Below are 16,362 nucleotides of genomic sequence, written 5' to 3' on the forward strand. Positions count from 1 at the left end.
GACGGGGCGAGTCCCGCCTGCTCCAACGCGGCGGCGATCACCTTCTGCTGGGCGGGGCCGTTCGGGGCCGTGAGCCCGTTGCTCGCCCCGTCCTGGTTGACCGCGCTCCCCTCGATGACGGCCAGCACGGGGTGGCCGAGCCGCTCGGCGTCCGACAGCCGCTCGAGGGCGACCAGGCCCACGCCCTCACCCAGGCCCGCCCCGTCGGCCCGCTCGGAGAACGTATGGCACGCGCCGTCGGACGAGATGCCGCGGATGCCGGAGAAGTTGATGAACAACGCCGGGGTGGACATGATCGTGCCCCCGCCGGCCAGTGCCAGATCGGTCTCCCCCTCCAGGAGTGAGCGGCACGCCAGGTGGATCGCCACCAGCGAGGACGAACAGGCGGTGTCCACCGTGAGGGCGGGCCCGTTGAGTCCGAACGTGTAGGAGATCCTCCCGCTCGCGACGCTGGGAGCGTTGCCGTTGCCCACGTATGCCTGCATCTGCGGGGGCACGACGTCGAAGCGGGAACCGTAGTCCTGGTACATGACCCCCAGGTAGACACCGGTCGCGCTGCCCGCGAGCGAGTCCGGGGCGATTCCGGCCTGCTCCAGTGCCTCCCAGGCCAGCTCGAGCGAGAGACGCTGGACCGGGTCCATCGCCAGCGCCTCCCGCGGCGAGATCGAGAACAGCGCGGGGTCGAAGTCAAAGGGCGAGTCGACGAAGGCACCGGTACCCACGAGGCTCGTGCCCGGCCGGGTGCCGGTCGGGTCGATCAACTCGGAGAGCTCCCAACCGCGGTCGGTCGGCATGGGCCCCACGGCGTTCACCCCGCCCTCGACCAGGTCCCACAGCCCCTCCGGGCTGGTGACACCGCCGGGGTAACGACAGGCCATCGAGACGATCGCGACCCGCTCCCCGTCGAGATCCCGGCGATCGGTGGTGACCGGCCGGGAGTCGTCGCTCTCCTCGCCGCTCGCCAGCTCGCGCAACAGGGTGGCGACCGCGCGGATGTTGGGATGGTCGAACACGAGCGAGACCGGCAGTGTCACGTCGAACATGGCCGCGAGCCGGTTCCTGACCTGCAGCGCCGTGAGCGAATCGATCCCGAGGTCCCGGAAGGCGGAACGGTCGTCCAGCGGCTCACCCGGGCCGTGACCCAGTACCGAGGCCACCACGTCGGACACGCCACGGACGAGGTCGTCGACCGAGCCCGTCGTCGACGCGGCCCTCGCGGCGATCCGGGGTCCCGCACTCGGCCGTGGACCGAGGAGCTCCTCCAGCAGCTCGTGGGCCCCACCGGTCTCGGCTTGCCGACGCAGCTCCGGCCGGTCGAGGGCGAGCGGGAAGAGAACCGGACCGGCGTCCGCGGCGAGTGCGCGCGAGAACGCCTCGGCCCCGGTGTCCGACCGGTAGGGGGCCAGACCGGTGCGGGACCCGGCATGCGCGCTCGCCCGGGTCGTCTCGGCCTCCCACGGGCCCCACGCGAGGGAGAGAGCGGGGAAACCCTCGGCGGCACGCCCGGCGCACCACGCGTCGAGGGCGGCGTTGGCGGCCGTGTAGTTCGCCTGACCGGGGGGCCCGAACACGCTCGCGGCGGACGAACAGACCACGAAGCGCTCCACCGACCTGTCGGACAGCGCCCGGTGGAGGTTCTCGACTGCCGTCAGCTTGGGCGTGAACACCCGACGCAGCCGGTCGGCTCCCATCGAGGCCAACACGCCGTCGTCGAGCACGCCGGCCGTGTGTACGACTACTCCGATCGGGTGCTCGTCCGGGACTCTCGAGACCATCGCCCGGACGGACCGGAGGTCCCCGAGGTCCACCGCGGTGATGTCCACCTCGGCACCGAGCTCGCGGAGGGTCTCGGCGAGCCGCGTGTTCGCCTCCGAGTCCGCGCCGCCACGACTTCCGATCAGGATCCGCTGGACGCCGTGCCGCCGGACCAGCTGTTCGGCGATGACGGCGCCGATGGCCCCGCCCCCGCTGATGAGTGCGGTCGATCCGGGCTCGAACCGGACGTCCGTCGCCGCCACCGTCTCCACCTTGCGGAGGTGGCGGGCCAGGACGCGCCCGTCGACCACGACCGCCTCGTCGAGAGCTCTCGGGAACTCGGTGATGCCGGTCGCGGCGTCGACGTCCACATCGACCAGTTGCAGGCGTCCGGGGTGCTCCTGCTGGGCCGCCCGGACGATTCCCTGGAGCGCCGCCGTGGCGGGATCGGGACGCCCGTGGGCACCCACGGTCCGCACGAGGAGGAGTCCGCCGTCCGATTCCAGCCATTCCTGGAAGACGGGCAGGAGCTCGTCGCACGCCCGGACCGCGTCTCCACCGGCGACATCGACGTCGAGGACCCGGTCCGGTCGACGCGTGTCGGTGGTCCCGGTGTACGACCGCCAGTCCAGAACGTAGAGATCGCCGGCTCCCCTGACCCGGTCGACCGCCGACGCGGCCGGGAGCGCTCGCACCTCGATCCGGTCGATGAGGAACACCGGGTGACCGGCGGGGTCGTAGGCGCGGATCCGTGCCGTCGCGTCACCGGTCGTGGACAGGTCCACGCGCAGGGTGGTGGCCTTCTCGGCGTACACCTCGACGCCGGAGAACACGTAGGGCACGCCGGTCTCGCCGGAGTCGGCGAACGCGCGACCGAGAGCGTGGAGGGAGGCGTCCATGAGGGCCGGGTGGAGCAGGAAGCCGTCGGGACGCTCGTGCTCCGCCAGTACCACCTCCGCGTGGACCGCACCCGGGGTCTCGCCCGTGCGGGTCACGCCACGGAACGGGTCGCCGTAGGTGATCCCGCGCTCCGCGAACGCGTCGTAGAGCTCCTCGCCGTCGACGACGGACCCCATCTCGATCGGTTCGGCGGTATCCGGTCCGGGCCCCCGCCGCGACGAGAGCGTGCCCGTGGCGTGGTCCTGCCAGTCGTCGTCCCGGTCGCGCCGGGAACTGATGGTGACGCGTCGTGAGGCCGGGTTCCCCTCGACCGGTTCCAGGACGACCTGAACCTGCCGGGCCCCGACCGTGACGTCGAGCGGTGCGGTCAGGACCAGCTCGTCGATCCGGTCGCACCCGAGGCGCATCCCGGCGAAGAGGGAGAGTTCGAGGAAGGCGACACCCGGGACGAGGATCCGGCCATCGACCCGGTGCCCGCTCAGCCACGGCTGGTCGGCGAGCGAGAACCTGCCCAGAAGGACCGCCGCGCGGTCGCCCGCGACCTGCACCGCCGCTCCGAGCACGGGGTGCTCGGTGTGGCTCAGGCCGGCTCCGGACAGATCGGGGTCCACCGAGGCGTGGAAGAGTCTAGTGGTGTCGAAGGCGTAGGTCGGCAGGGCCACCGGCCGGTCGTCCGCCCGGGAAGGCGACCCCTCGAGGTCGACGTCGGCGATCACGGCGAGCCCGGTGACTTCGCGGGTGAAATCGTCGAGGCCTCCGTCACCGCGGTGGATGCTCGCCACGACGCCGCAACGGTGACCCCCGGCCTCGGCCGTCTCCTCGATCGCCAGGTGCATCACCGGGTGCGGGCTGCACTCGACCAGGCACGCATAGCCGTCGGAGAACACCGCGTCCAGCGCCTCCCGCATCCGCACCCGGCCCCGGGCGTTGTCGAACCAGAAGCCCGCGTCCAGCGAAGCGGTGTCGACCCGCCGGCCGAACGTGGCGCTGTAGACGGGTATGGAGGCCTTGGTGGGGCTGATTGCCGACAGCTGTGCCAGGAAGTCGTCCCTGAGCGGGTCCACCCACCGCGAATGGGAGGCGAGCCGCGCGTCCTTGAGTGGACGGCACCACACCCCACGCTCGTCGAGCAGCGCGGCGATCCGCCGGATCTCGTCCTCGGCCCCCCCGAGCAGGATGTTCTGCGGGGAGTTCTCGACGAGCTGGTCGACCGAGTCGGACAACCCCATCTCGGCCAGAAGGTCCGTGGCCGCGGCCGAGGAGAGTTGGCAGACGAGCATCCTGAGGTCACCGGGCATCGTGGCGAGCAGTCGCGCTCTACGCAGTGCGACCGCCGCGGCCTGCTCGAGCGTGAGTGCCCCTGCCACATGGAGCGCAGCGGGCTCACCCAGAGACGCGGCGACGACGGCATCCGGCCTGACCCCGACCGACTCCCACAGGCGGGCGAGCCCGATCGACATCGCGAAGAGCAGGGGCTGCACCCGGGCGGCGTCCCCGTCCATCGGCTGCCGCAGCTCCTCCCGGAGGTCGAAGCCGAGCTCGGGTCCGAATGCGGCCGCGCAGGCAGCGACCGCTCCGCGGAAGACCTCGCTCTGGTCGAGGAGCCGCGCACCCATCCCGTCCCACTGGGCGCCCTGGCCGGGGAAGACAAAGACGACACCGCGTCCCTCCACCGCCTCCCCGGTCCGCACGCCGTCGAGGGTCCCCGCCCCCGCGGAGCGGAGGAGCTCACCGGCCGTCGCCAGGTCCGGCGGGCACAGGCCCAGCCGATGCCTGAAGCGCTTCCGCGTGCCCGCCAGGGCCGAGGCGAGCTGCCCGGGGGTGACGGAGGCTGCCGCGGGTGAGGCCAACCAGTCGCCGTAGCGTCGTGCCTGGGCCGCCAGCGCTGAGGCCGAAGCGGCGCTGAGGACGATCGGTGTGGGGGCCTCCCCCGGCGCCGAGGACTCCCCGACCGTGCGCTGCGGTGGATCCTCTGAGGACACGTCACGGGCGACCGCGGGGGCCTCCTCCAGCAGGACATGGGCGTTGGTGCCACTGAACCCGAAACCCGACACGCCCGCGCGCCGTACCCGCTCTCCACGGATCCACGGCCGGGGTGCGGTCAGCAGTTCGATACTCCCGTCCCACTCGATCCGGGGGCTCGGTTCGTTGACCCACAGGGTGGGAGCGAGTGATTCGTGGCGCAGGGACTGGACCATCTTGATCACCGACGCCACACCGGCCGCGGCCTGGGTGTGTCCGATGTTGGACTTGACCGAGCCGAGGTGGACGGGATCGGCCGGGGAGTGCGCCCGACCGTAGACGGAGTGCAGGGCGCCGGCCTCTATGGGGTCACCGAGACGGGTGCCGGTCCCGTGGGCCTCGATCACGTCGACGTCCCCGGCCTCGAGGCCGGCGTCCGCGAGCGCCGCCTCGATCACCCGGCGCTGGGACGGGCCGTTCGGCGCGGTCAGACCGCTGCTCCGCCCGTCCTGGTTGATCGCCGTGCCACGGACCACGGCGAGGACTTCCCGTCCCCGGTCCAGGGCGACCGAGAGCGGTTCCAGCATGAGCACGCCGACGCCCTCTCCCCACGCCGTGCCGTCGGCGTCCTCGGAGAAGGCCCGGCAACGACCCGTCGCGGAGAGGGCACCGTCGATCACGTAGGACTCGAACGCCGCCGGCGTGGACATCACCATGCCGCCGGTCACGAACGCCGTGTCGCATTCCCGGGACCGCAACGACCGGACCGCGAGATGCAGGGCCACGAGAGACGACGAGCACGCCGTGTCCACCGCCACCGACGGCCCGTCGAACCCGAACGTGTAGCTGACCCGGCCGGGGACGACACTGTTCGATCCCCCGACCGACAGGTAGTCGGCGAGCTCCGCGGGGGGCCTCGAGCGCTTGCTCAGATAGTCCTGGTACATGACCCCGGAGAACACGCCCACGGTCGCGTCGGCGAGCTGCTCCGGATACGTCCCGGCGCCCTCCATGGCCTCCCAGGCGGCCATGAGAACCAGTCGTTGGTGCGGGTCCATGGCCTGGGCCTCGCGGGGGTTGATACCGAAGAACGCGGGGTCGAAGTCGTAGGCGCCGGTGAGGAAACCGCCCTCGAGGACGCCCTCGTGTGCGCTCAGCGCGCCCAGATCCCAGGACCGGTCGTCCGGGATCCCGGTCATCCCGTCCGCACCACGGGCCAGGAACTGCCAGAACGACTCCGGGTCGTCACTGTGTCCCGGGTAGCGGCACCCCATCCCGATGATCGCGATGGGCTCCGAGCGTCGGTCCCGCTCCGCCCGTAGTTCCTGCTTGGTGGCCTGGAGTTCGGTCGTCAGCCTTCGGAGGTAGGTCTTGAGACGATCGTCGTCACTCATGGCTGGGGGCCCCGTCCGGATCAGAAGTCGGAGCGTCGGAATCGTGCCGCGGCCAGCGAGAGAGCGACCACGAGCCACACGACCAGCACGAGGACCCCCAGCGGGGACGTGTACTCGACGTCCCCCGGCTGGGCGGCGCCCGACAGGGAGTGCATGCCGGGTGCGGGCAGCACCCACTGCACGGCCCGCTCGGCCGCGTCCGGCAACACCGAGGAGAGGGTGGGCAGCGACATCACCAGGAAGACCCCGAGGAAGGAGACGAGCCCGCTGCCGAAGAAGAACGCCAGCGCGGCCGCGAACACCGCGTAGAAGGGGATCATCAGCACGGTTCCCCAGATCATCTGTTGCACCTGGAGATCGGTGATCGGGTCCATCTCGGCCCCGAGCATCGTGAACACCACCCGGCCACCGAGGTGGGCCAACCAACACGCGATGACCGAGAGGACGACGGCCGGGACGAGGAGGACGAAGATCTTCCCGAGCATGTAGGTCACGCGGCGGGGTGACAGCGACAGAGAGGTCTGGATCATCCCACTCGACCGCTCCCCCGAGACGAAGAGGATGGCGATGATGATCACCACGATGTTCGTGATGTCCGCGCCGAGCATCGACACCTGTAGACGCTCGAGGTTGGTCAGTTCCGTGGCGTCGACTGCACGCGTCAGCGGCACCGTCGCCGCGAACGCCGCGCTTCCCACCACTGCTCCCACCAGTGCGAGCAGGATCCCCAGCCGGAGCCGGCGGAAACTCATCAGCTTCGCCCACTCGCCGCTCAGGACCCGCGAGAAGTCGCCGGTCATCGACGGTGCCGCATGCACGGTGTCGGACTTGGTCACGGTCGCGGTGTCACTCATCGGTCGCCCTTCGACTGGTTGTGTTCTCCGGTCAGGCCCCGGAAGGCCTCCTCGAGGGTCTGGTGTTCTGAACGCAGTTCGGTGAGCGGGATGCCGAGTTCGAGCGCGAGCCGGCCGATGGTCTCGGGTTCGGCACCCTGGACCTGTAGCTCGTCTCCCTGTCCGCTCACCGTGGCACCCGCCTCGGTGAGCGCCTCACCGAGACGCTGCTGCCCGGCGCTGCGGACGATGACCCGCCTGCCCGCCGCGCGACCGGTGAGCTCGGCGATCGTCACGTCCTCCACGAGCCGGCCCCGGTCGATGATGATCACGCGGTCGGCGGTCTGCTGCATCTCCGACATGAGGTGGCTGGAGAGGAAGACCGTCCGCCCCTCGGCGGCGAGCTGCTTGAGGAGGTTGCGCATCCAGACGATGCCGTCGGCGTCGAGCCCGTTGATCGGCTCGTCCAGCATGACGATCTCCGGGTCCCCGAGCAGCGACGCCGCGAGGGCCAGCCGCTGCTTCATCCCCAGCGAGTAGCCGCCGACCTGCTTCCGGGCGGCCTGCGCCAGGCCCACCATCTCAAGCTTCTCGTGCACGACTCCCCGGGGGAGCCCGCACATGAGCGCGATCCAGGTGAGGTGCTCGGCTCCCGTGCGATTGGGCTCCAGTGCCTGCGGATCGATCAGGGACCCCATGACCTTCGCGGGGACGTCGACCTCCCGGATGGGGCGGCCGGACACGAGCGCCTCTCCGCGGGTGGGGTGCACGAGGCCCATGATGATCTTCATGGTCGTGGACTTCCCGGCCCCGTTCGGCCCGAGGAAGCCGGTGACCGAACCCGGGTAGACCGAGAACGAGAGTTCGTCGACGACCGTGGCTTCCCCGTAGGTCTTGGTCACCCCGACGAGCTCGACGGTCGGTTGGCGCAGTCCTGAACCTGTTGTGGTCACCAGGTCAAACTACCGACCCACCCCGGACACTAAGTGGATCGCGACTAGACATCTGTAGAACAGTTTTGTCGTCCCGGCGAACGGGAATTCACCCGTCATTCACCGTCGAGCGCCTGCCAGTAATCGAGGAGCTGCGCGCTAATATTTTCCTTCTCCTGCATCGGTAGAGAGTGGGTCGCGTTCGGCCAGAGCGTGACGAACGCATCCGGCCGGAGACGGCCGAGACGGTCCACCGCCTTCTGCCCACCCGCGAGGGATGACGTCCCGGCGATGTCGGCGCGCACCGGCATGGGCAACTGACTCCACTCGTCGTCGGTGAGGGTGCGCGGCACGGGCAGAGCCGGATTGAAGTGCTTCGAGGCAGTCGAGATCAGTTCGGCGAGAGCGGATCGCTTACGGGTCTCCTTGACGGTGGTACCCCCCAGCCTGGCGAGACCCATCGCCTGCCAACCGGCGGGAAGGGGCAGTTGGGCCACCGTCGCCCAGAAGAAGACGTCGGCGGGCAGGCGTTCGATCACCATGACCGGCTCGATCACCGTCAGGGAGGCGAGCTGGTCGGGCCTGGCCAGGGCGAATGCACACGCACTCGACCCGCCGAAGCTGTGCCCGAGGACGTGCACGCGGTCCAATCCGAGTTCCGAGACGGCCTGGGAGATCCACTCCCCTTGCTCCTCGAAGCGCAGGAACGGGACGGTCTGCGCGGAGAAACCCGCATCGCCGAGCGGGTCGACTGCCAGGAAGCTCCGGCGGCCGATCCACTCCTGGAGGTTCTCCTGCCACATGACGGCGCCCGAGCGGGTCCCGGGGAGCAGCAGCACGGGTGTCCCCCCGCCCTCGACGCGCCATTCGAGCACGCGCACGGTCCCGAACTCCGTGGGGAGATCATGGACCACCGGCTTCTCGGGGAGCGCGTCGAGGGCGCGGTCGTAGAACGAGGCGTAGTCGCGCTTGGACTGCATACAGTCCCAGTGTCCGACGGCCTCGCGATGGTCGATCTTGTCCCGCAGTTTCTCCACGATCAGCGATGCGGCGATGGAACCCCCCGTCAGCGCTGCCAACTGCCACTGGAGCCTGACCTTCTTGACCTCGGACGACATCGACCCTCCTCCGGCCGGCGGCTTCCCGGTCGGCCACTCGATCTTCTGATCTTCTCGGCAGACCCGCCCGCGCGGACGGGTCTCTTCAGCTGTTGAGTCCCGGACGGATGACTGCCCGGCACCGGGACCCGCCCCCGACCGTAGCGCCCCTCGCGCGACCGTGGTGTCCCTCCATCACCGGCCCGTGCCCGGTCGGGTGGGATCGTGCCCCGCGGTGCGAGGTCACCGCGCCCACGTCATCGCCGCCGTGACCGCGTCCCGCCAGTCCCGCAGCGGGCTCAGTCCGAACCGCTCCCATTCGCCGGAGGACAGGACGGAATAGGCGGGACGTGGCGCGGGACGAGGGAACTCCTCGGTCGTGCAGGGCCGCACCCGATCGGGGTCCGCGCCGTTCTCCTCGAAGACCGCGCGGGCGAGGTCACACCAGGTGGCGCGCCCGGCACCGGCCGCGTGGAGCGTCCGGCCCCGCGCCGCGTCGTTGTCCACCGCCTCCAGCAGCCCGGCCGCGAGATCGCGGGCGAAGGTCGGAGAACCCATCTGGTCATCGACGACGGTGACGGTGTCGTGAGTCTCTCCCAGGCGCGTCATGGTGGTGACGAAGTCGTCGCCCGCCAGGCCGAGGCGCGCCCGACCTGGACCGGTGTACACCCAGGCGGTCCGGACGATGGTCGCGTCCGGGCAGGCGCGGCGGACGGCGTGCTCCCCCTCGAGCTTGGTGGTGCCGTAGACCGAGCGAGGTCGAGTCGGATGGTCCACCTCGAGCGGCTCGTCGAGGAGCCCGGATTCACCGAAGACGTAGTCGGTACTGACGTGCAGGAGGCGGGCGCCGGCTCTCTGCGCACCCTCGGCCACGTGCGAAGCGCCGTCGCGATTGATCGCCGCGGCGAGCTCCGGCTCCTCCTCCGCCTTGTCGACGGCGGTGTGGGCCGCGGCGTTGATGACGACCGCGGGCCCGAGCTCGTCGAACAGGCCCAACACCGCGTCGCGGTCGGTGATGTCCAGCTCTGCCCGCGGGACGGTGCGGATGTTGTCGGGCTGGAGGTGGCCGAGCCAGCGGGCGAGCTGTCCACTACCTCCGGTCACGAGGATCACCGGGCGCTCTCCCCCTCCCGGTCGAGGAGGTCGATCAGGTACTGGCCGTACCCGGACTTGAGCAGTTTCTCCGCGCGTTCGCGCAGCCCCTCAGCGTCGATGAAGCCGCGCCGCCAGGCCACCTCCTCGGGACACCCGATCTTCAGGCCCTGCCGCTGCTCGATGGTGCGCACGTAGTTGCCGGCGTCGAGCAGGGACTCGTGGGTGCCGGTGTCGAGCCAGGCGGTGCCTCGCGGCAGCACCTCCACGTTGAGCCGGCCCGCCGAGAGGTAGTGCTGGTTGATGTCGGTGATCTCGTACTCCCCCCTGGGCGAGGGCTCGAGGCCGCGGGCGATCTCCACCACGTCGTTGTCGTAGAAATACAGGCCCGGAACCGCGAAGTTCGACTTGGGCGCGGCGGGCTTCTCCTCGAGGGAGACGGCCTTGAGGTCGCTGTCGAACTCGACGACGCCGTACGCCTCGGGGTTGGTGACCCAGTAGGCGAACACGGCGCCGCCGTCGACCCGCGAGTAGCGGCCCAGCTGGGAACCCATGCCGGGTCCGTAGAAGATGTTGTCCCCGAGTACGAGAGCCACGTGGTCGGTGCCGATGTGCTCGGCCCCCAGGACGAAGGCCTGGGCGAGCCCGTCCGGGGAAGGCTGTTGCACGTAGCTCAGGTTGATCCCGAACTGCGAGCCGTCACCGAGGAGCCGCCGGAAGTGCTCCGCGTCGTGCGGGGTGGTGATGACGAGGATGTCATCGATCCCGGCCAGCATGAGCGTGGACAGCGGGTAGTAGATCATCGGCTTGTCATACACCGGGACCATCTGCTTACTCGTGCCGAGCGTGATGGGATACAACCGGCTGCCGGAGCCCCCGGCGAGGATGATTCCCTTCATGTCGCGTCGACCTTCCTGGTCTCTCGGAGTTCACGGATGTAGTCCGTCGCGGCATCGAATGTGGGAAGCAGCGCCCGGGTCCCGGCTTCGGCGAGTGTCGGGGCGGCCTGATCCTTGTCGGACAACTCGAGGGTGAGCGGGTTCCCGTCGCGACCGACGGCGGGCCAGTCGATCCCGACGGCCGGGTCGAGAGGGTGGATGCCGTGTTCGCGCCCGGGGGCGTAGCCTTCGCTGCACAGATAGATGACGGTCGAGCCGTCCTCGAGCGACAGGAACGCGTGGCCGAGCCCCTCGGAGAGGTACACCGCGCGGCGGTCGACGTCGTCGAGCACGATGGAATCCCACTGACCGAAGGTGGGCGAGCCGACGCGGACGTCCACGACGACATCGAGGATCGCCCCTTTCGGGCACGTCACGTACTTGGCCTGCCCGGGCGGGACGTCGGCGAAGTGGACTCCCCGCAGCACGCCCGCCGCCGAGACGGACATGTTCGCTTGTGCCAGGTCGAGGGAATGCCCCGTCCGGCCGCCGAACGACGGCGCGGTGAACCACTCGAGGAAGGTTCCACGGGAGTCTCCGAACTGCGTGGGCGTGAACACCCATGCGCCGGGAACGGTCATCTCGTCGATCACGAGATCACCTCCTCCCGGGCGGCGTAGGTGGCTTCCACCGCGGTCTTCTGCGGCTCCCACCAACTCCGGTTGTCCCGGTACCACTCGATCGTGTCGGCGAGACCGGTCCGGAAGTCCGCGAAGCGGGGCGCCCACCCCAGCTCCTCCCGCAGGGCCGTCGCGTCGACGGCGTAGCGGAGATCATGGCCGGGGCGGTCCGTGACGTGGTCGAAGTCATCGGGTTCGCGACCCATGAGCTCGAGAATCGTCCGGACCACGGAGATGTTGTTCTTCTCGCCGTCGGCACCGATGAGGTAGGTCCGGCCGATCTCGCCCTTGTCGATGATCGTCCATACCGCCGCGTTGTGCTCATCCACGTGGATCCAGTCGCGGACGTTGAGTCCGGTCCCGTAGAGCTTGCACCGCGCCCCGGTGAGCACGTTGGTGATCTGGCGGGGGATGAACTTCTCGACGTGCTGGTAGGGACCGTAGTTGTTCGAGCAGTTCGAGATGGTGGCGCGCAGTCCGAACGACCGCACCCATGCTCGCACCAGCATGTCCGAGCCGGCCTTGGTGGCTGAATAGGGGCTCGAGGGGTTGTAGGCGGTGGACTCGGTGAAACGCGCCGGGTCATCGATCTCGAGGTCGCCGTAGACCTCGTCTGACGAGATGTGGTGCAGCCGGACATCGTGTCGCCGGCACGCCTCGATGACGTTGTAGGTGCCGATGATGTTGCTCTGCACGAAGGGCCACGGCGAGTGCAGCGAGTTGTCGTTGTGGGATTCCGCGGCGAAGTGCACGACCAGATCGCTCTCGCACACCGCCCGGTCGGTGACCTCGGCGTCGGCGAGGTCGGCTCGGATCAATTCGACCTCGGGGAATCGTGTGGCGAAACCCTCGATATCGGCCGCGTAGTTGCCTGCGTCCAGAACGGTGATGTCGATATCGCCCCGCTCTTGACGTGTCAGATCAATGAAATTCGAACCGATGAAACCGGCTCCGCCTGTCACCAGGATGTTCACGCCCCGACCCTACGGCAGCGCGATTCCCCGGAACGGGCCTCGCCCGGTGACTTAGCTCACGCCGGACGTGCCGGAGCGAAACGGGCCCCGACCGGTGGCCTCTACGTCGACTGACAGCGCGGGCACCAGAAGATCGAGCGGGCGGCGCTGCGCCCCACCACCACGGTCTCGCCGCAGACCCGGCACGGCAGACCATCGCGCTGGTAGACGTAGTTGCGCGGTCGGTCGGCGCCGCGTCGGGGAACGTCACCGTGATCGTGCTCGGGCCGCACGGTGGCGATGCCGCCCACCCGCACCCCCTCGCGCATCAGGTCGACCAGATCCGCCCACAGCGCGTCGAACTCATCGCGCCCCAGCTGAGTCCCCGGCCGGAACGGGTCGATACCGAGCCGGAGGAGCACCTCGGCGCGATACACGTTGCCGACCCCGCTGAGCACCGTCTGATCCATGAGGAGCGCGCCGATCGACCGGGTACTACGGCAGATCCGGGCCCGGGCACGCTCGGGGTCGGCGTCGGGGTCCAGCGGGTCGGGTCCCAGGCGCGCGTGCACCGCCGCCACCGCCTCGTCACCGATGACCTCGCACCGGGTGGGCCCGCGGAGGTCGACGAAGTGCACCGGTCCGTCCCCCGGCTCCGATCCGACGCGAACCGCGCCGACTCTCATCCGCACCTGACCCACCGGCGCGGGCGGCTCCTGTCCCGGAGCCACCAGGTGGGTGTCGAAGAACCCGTACAACCCCAGGTGGACGTGGACGGCGAGGCCGCCCTCGTAGTGGTGGAAGAGGTGCTTGCCGACTGCCGTGGCGCGGTCGAAACACCGTCCGTCGACGACGACGTGGTCGGCGAACCGCCCCTGTGGGCTCGAGACGCGGACGGGCCCGCCTGCGAAGTACTCGGTGTGCAGGCGGGCCAGCCGGTGGAGGGTGTGCCCCTCAGGCACGGTGGGCTCAGGCCCCGGGGACCGGAGGGGCCTCGTGGGTGCGCTCGTACTCGGCGAGGATGTCGATCCGCCGCTGGTGGCGATCCGCCTCGGACCAGCTCTGGTCGAGGAACGCGTCGACGATCGCCAGCGCCTCCTCCTGTGAGTGCATGCGACCGCCGATTCCGATCAGCTGTGCGTTGTTGTGCTCGCGCGCCAGGCGGGCGGTCTCGACGCTCCAGGCAAGGGCGCAGCGGGCGCCGGGAACCTTGTTGGCCGCGATCTGCTCGCCGTTGCCGGATCCGCCCAGCACGATGCCGAGGCTGCCCGGGTCCGCGACGACCCTGCGGGCCGCGTCGATGCAGAAGGCTGGGTAGTCGTCCTCGGCGTCGTAGGTGTGGGCGCCGCAGTCGACCACCTCGTGGCCGGAGGCCGTCAGGTGCTCGGCGATGACGTTCTTGGTCTCGAAGCCGGCGTGGTCCGCTCCCAGGTAGATGCGCATGGCGGCGATTCTGCCACGCGCGACCGCGACCCCACCCCCGGGTCTCAGTCGAACTGCGGGTCCTCGGTACGGCTTCGCTTGAGCTCGAAGAAGTACGGGTAGTCGGCGAGCATGGCGGCGCCGTCGAAGACCTTGCCGGCGTCCTCGCCTCGCGGGATGCGGGTGAGGACGGGACCGAAGAACGCGGTGCCGTCGACGTGGAGGACCGGGGTCCCGACCTCGTCACCCACCGGGTCCATGCCACGGTGGTGGGAGGCGCGCAGCTCGTCGTCGTACTCGTCGGTCCCCGCGGCGGCGGCGAGGTCGGCGTCCAGGCCTGCAGCCTGGAGCGCCTCGGTGATCACGGTGGGGTCCTCGATGCCGCGGCCCTGGTCGTGGATGCGGGTGCCCAACTCGGTGTACAGCGTCCCGAGGACCTCCGGACCGTGGAGCTTCGCCGCGGCGATGGCCACGCGTACCGGCCCCCAGCCGCGCTGCATCAGTGCCGTGTACTCCTCGGGCAGATCGCGGCCCTCGTTGAGCACGGACAGGCTCATGACGTTCCACGTCAGCGAGATGTCGCGGACCTTCTCCACCTCGAGGATCCAGCGGCTGGTGACCCAGGCGAACGGGCACAGCGGGTCGAACCAGAAGTCGACGGAGCGGGTAGCGGACCGGGTAGTTGATGTCATGACCCCATCCTCCCCGTCTCCAGCGGCCGCCGCCACTGCGGCCGCCTCGGCTCCCCGCCGGGTGGTAGGACTGGTGCGGTAGCCGAACCCCCACCGAACCGAGGTCCTCACCGATGCGCTCGCTCAACCTCACCCGCGCCGACGCCGCCGCCCGGTCGGAACTGCTCGCCGTCGAGTCGTACGACGTAGAGATCGATCTCACCGACGGCCACGGCGGGCCCGGGACCGACACCTTCCGTTCGCGCACCGTGGTGCGGTTCTCCTGCTCGCGTCCGGGTGCGGAGACCTTCATCGACCTCCGCGCGGCCGTGATCCGGTCGGCGACCCTGAACGGCCGGGAACTGTTCCCGGCCCCCGGCGACGAGCGGTACGACGACGAGCGATACGACGACGAGGACGGCATCACCCTGCCCGACCTGCAGGAGAACAATGAGCTGATCGTGGACGCCGATCTGGCGTACACCACCACCGGTGAGGGCCTGCACCGGATGGTCGACCCGGCCGACGGGGAGGTCTATCTCTACTCGCAGTTCGAGACGGCGGACGCCAAGCGGGTGTTCGCCTGCTTCGACCAGCCCGACCTCAAAGCCCGCTACACCCTGACGGTGACCGCGCCCGAGCAGTGGGTGGTGGTGGCCAACACCCCGGCCCAGGAGTCCCCGGCCCCCGGCGGTGGCGTGGTGCACCGCTTCGCCCCCACCGAGATCATGTCGACGTACCTCGTCGCCCTCATCGCGGGCCCGTACCACGTGGTGGAGGACGCCTACACCGACGAGCACGGCACCATTCCTCTACGCCTGCTGTGCCGGGCGTCGCTGGCGGAGTTCCTCGACTCGGAACGCCTGTTCGCCGAGACCAAGGAGGGCTTCGGCTTCTACCACCGTGAGTTCGGCCTGCCGTACGCGTTCGGCAAGTACGACCAGATCTTCGTCCCAGAGTTCAACGCCGGTGCCATGGAGAACGCCGGTGCCGTGACGTTCCTCGAGGACTACGTCTTCCGCTCCCGGGCCACCGGCTACCGCTACGAACGGCGCAACGAGACGATCCTGCACGAGATGGCCCACATGTGGTTCGGCGATCTGGTGACCATGTTCTGGTGGGACGACCTGTGGCTCAACGAATCCTTCGCCACGTTCGCCTCGGTGCTGGCCCAGGTCGATGCGACGCAGTACACGGACGCCTGGACGACCTTCGCGATCGTGGAGAAGTCGTGGGCGTACCGCCAGGACCAGCTGCCCTCCACACACCCCGTCGCCGCGGACATGACCGACCTGGAGACGGTGGAGACGAACTTCGACGGGATCACCTACGCCAAGGGCGCCTCGGTGCTCAAGCAGCTCGTGGCCTATGTCGGTCGCGAGCCGTTCCTGGCCGGTCTGCGCGCGTACTTCGCCGAACACGCCTTCGGCAACGCCCGGTTCGACGACCTGCTCTCCGCACTGGAGACGTCGTCGGGGCGCGACCTGTCGGGCTGGGCCGACCAGTGGCTGCGCACGACCGGCATCAACCCGATCTCCGTCGAGGTCACGACCGGTGGCGACTCCCGCACGATCGATGACCTCACCGTGGTCCAGGGCCCGGCGTCCCCGGGCGCCGGGGAGCTGCGCACCCACCGGCTCGGCGTGGGCCTGTACAGCCGCGACGGGTCCGGTGCGATCGTGCGCACAGAGCGGGCCGAGCTGGACATCTCCGGCGAGCGGACGGCCGTCTCCGCACTGGCCGGGCGGCCCGTGCCCGATCTGGTCCTGCCCAACGACGACGACCTGACCTAC

The 16,362-nt window shown here is 69.9% G+C and carries 12 protein-coding genes; 1 reads left to right on the forward strand and 11 read right to left on the reverse strand.

The features are described from left to right. The 11 genes from G6020_RS01520 to G6020_RS01570 all read right to left on the reverse strand — a co-directional run. The coding region (locus G6020_RS01520) for a type I polyketide synthase (RefSeq protein WP_182609435.1) at nt 1–6,011 on the reverse strand (6,011 nt) is incomplete at its 3' end. A 20-nt stretch (nt 6,012–6,031) separates the two neighbouring features. Further along, nucleotides 6,032–6,865 (reverse strand): hypothetical protein, encoded by an 834-nt coding sequence (locus G6020_RS01525; protein WP_182609436.1) that lies wholly within the window; start codon nt 6,863–6,865, stop codon nt 6,032–6,034. Then, on the reverse strand, nt 6,862–7,797 hold the full coding sequence (locus G6020_RS01530; RefSeq protein WP_347238281.1) for an ATP-binding cassette domain-containing protein: 936 nt from the start codon (nt 7,795–7,797) through the stop codon (nt 6,862–6,864). The genes G6020_RS01525 and G6020_RS01530 overlap by 4 nt, the downstream gene beginning before the upstream one ends. Nucleotides 7,798–7,892: 95 nt before the next feature. Further along, on the reverse strand, nt 7,893–8,894 hold the full coding sequence (locus G6020_RS01535) for an alpha/beta hydrolase (RefSeq protein WP_182609437.1): 1,002 nt from the start codon (nt 8,892–8,894) through the stop codon (nt 7,893–7,895). A 222-nt stretch (nt 8,895–9,116) separates the two neighbouring features. Further along, nucleotides 9,117–9,986, reverse strand: coding sequence for a dTDP-4-dehydrorhamnose reductase (gene rfbD / locus G6020_RS01540; RefSeq protein ID WP_347238282.1), 870 nt, complete (start codon nt 9,984–9,986; stop codon nt 9,117–9,119). Continuing rightward, nucleotides 9,983–10,864: a glucose-1-phosphate thymidylyltransferase RfbA gene (gene rfbA / locus G6020_RS01545; RefSeq protein WP_182609438.1), complete on the reverse strand. Its 882-nt coding sequence runs from the start codon at nt 10,862–10,864 to the stop codon at nt 9,983–9,985. The genes rfbD and rfbA overlap by 4 nt, the downstream gene beginning before the upstream one ends. Further along, nucleotides 10,861–11,484 carry a dTDP-4-dehydrorhamnose 3,5-epimerase gene (gene rfbC, locus G6020_RS01550; RefSeq protein WP_182609446.1) on the reverse strand — a complete coding sequence of 208 codons (624 nt, stop codon included), beginning with the start codon at nt 11,482–11,484 and terminating at the stop codon, nt 10,861–10,863. Before rfbC ends, rfbA begins: the two co-directional genes overlap by 4 nt. Nucleotides 11,485–11,492: 8 nt before the next feature. Beyond that, complete coding sequence (rfbB, locus tag G6020_RS01555; protein ID WP_182609439.1) at nt 11,493–12,497, reverse strand: dTDP-glucose 4,6-dehydratase; 1,005 nt, start codon at nt 12,495–12,497, stop codon at nt 11,493–11,495. Between the two features lie 101 nt (nt 12,498–12,598). Next, nucleotides 12,599–13,438 carry an Fpg/Nei family DNA glycosylase gene (locus tag G6020_RS01560; protein WP_182609440.1) on the reverse strand — a complete coding sequence of 280 codons (840 nt, stop codon included), beginning with the start codon at nt 13,436–13,438 and terminating at the stop codon, nt 12,599–12,601. Nucleotides 13,439–13,445: 7 nt separating this feature from the next. Further along, nucleotides 13,446–13,919: a ribose-5-phosphate isomerase gene (locus tag G6020_RS01565; RefSeq protein ID WP_182609441.1), complete on the reverse strand. Its 474-nt coding sequence runs from the start codon at nt 13,917–13,919 to the stop codon at nt 13,446–13,448. Nucleotides 13,920–13,963: 44 nt separating this feature from the next. Further along, the gene (locus G6020_RS01570) at nt 13,964–14,590 is read right to left on the reverse strand and encodes a DsbA family protein (RefSeq protein ID WP_182609442.1); all 627 of its coding nucleotides are present in this window, start codon (nt 14,588–14,590) and stop codon (nt 13,964–13,966) included. 113 nt (nt 14,591–14,703) lie between these two features. Here G6020_RS01570 and pepN point away from each other — a divergent pair. After that, the coding region (gene pepN, locus G6020_RS01575; protein WP_182609443.1) for an aminopeptidase N at nt 14,704–16,362 on the forward strand (1,659 nt) is incomplete at its 3' end.

The sequence above is a fragment of the Dietzia sp. B19 genome (assembly GCF_014145155.1).
Taxonomy (GTDB): Bacteria; Actinomycetota; Actinomycetes; order Mycobacteriales; family Mycobacteriaceae; genus Dietzia; species Dietzia natronolimnaea.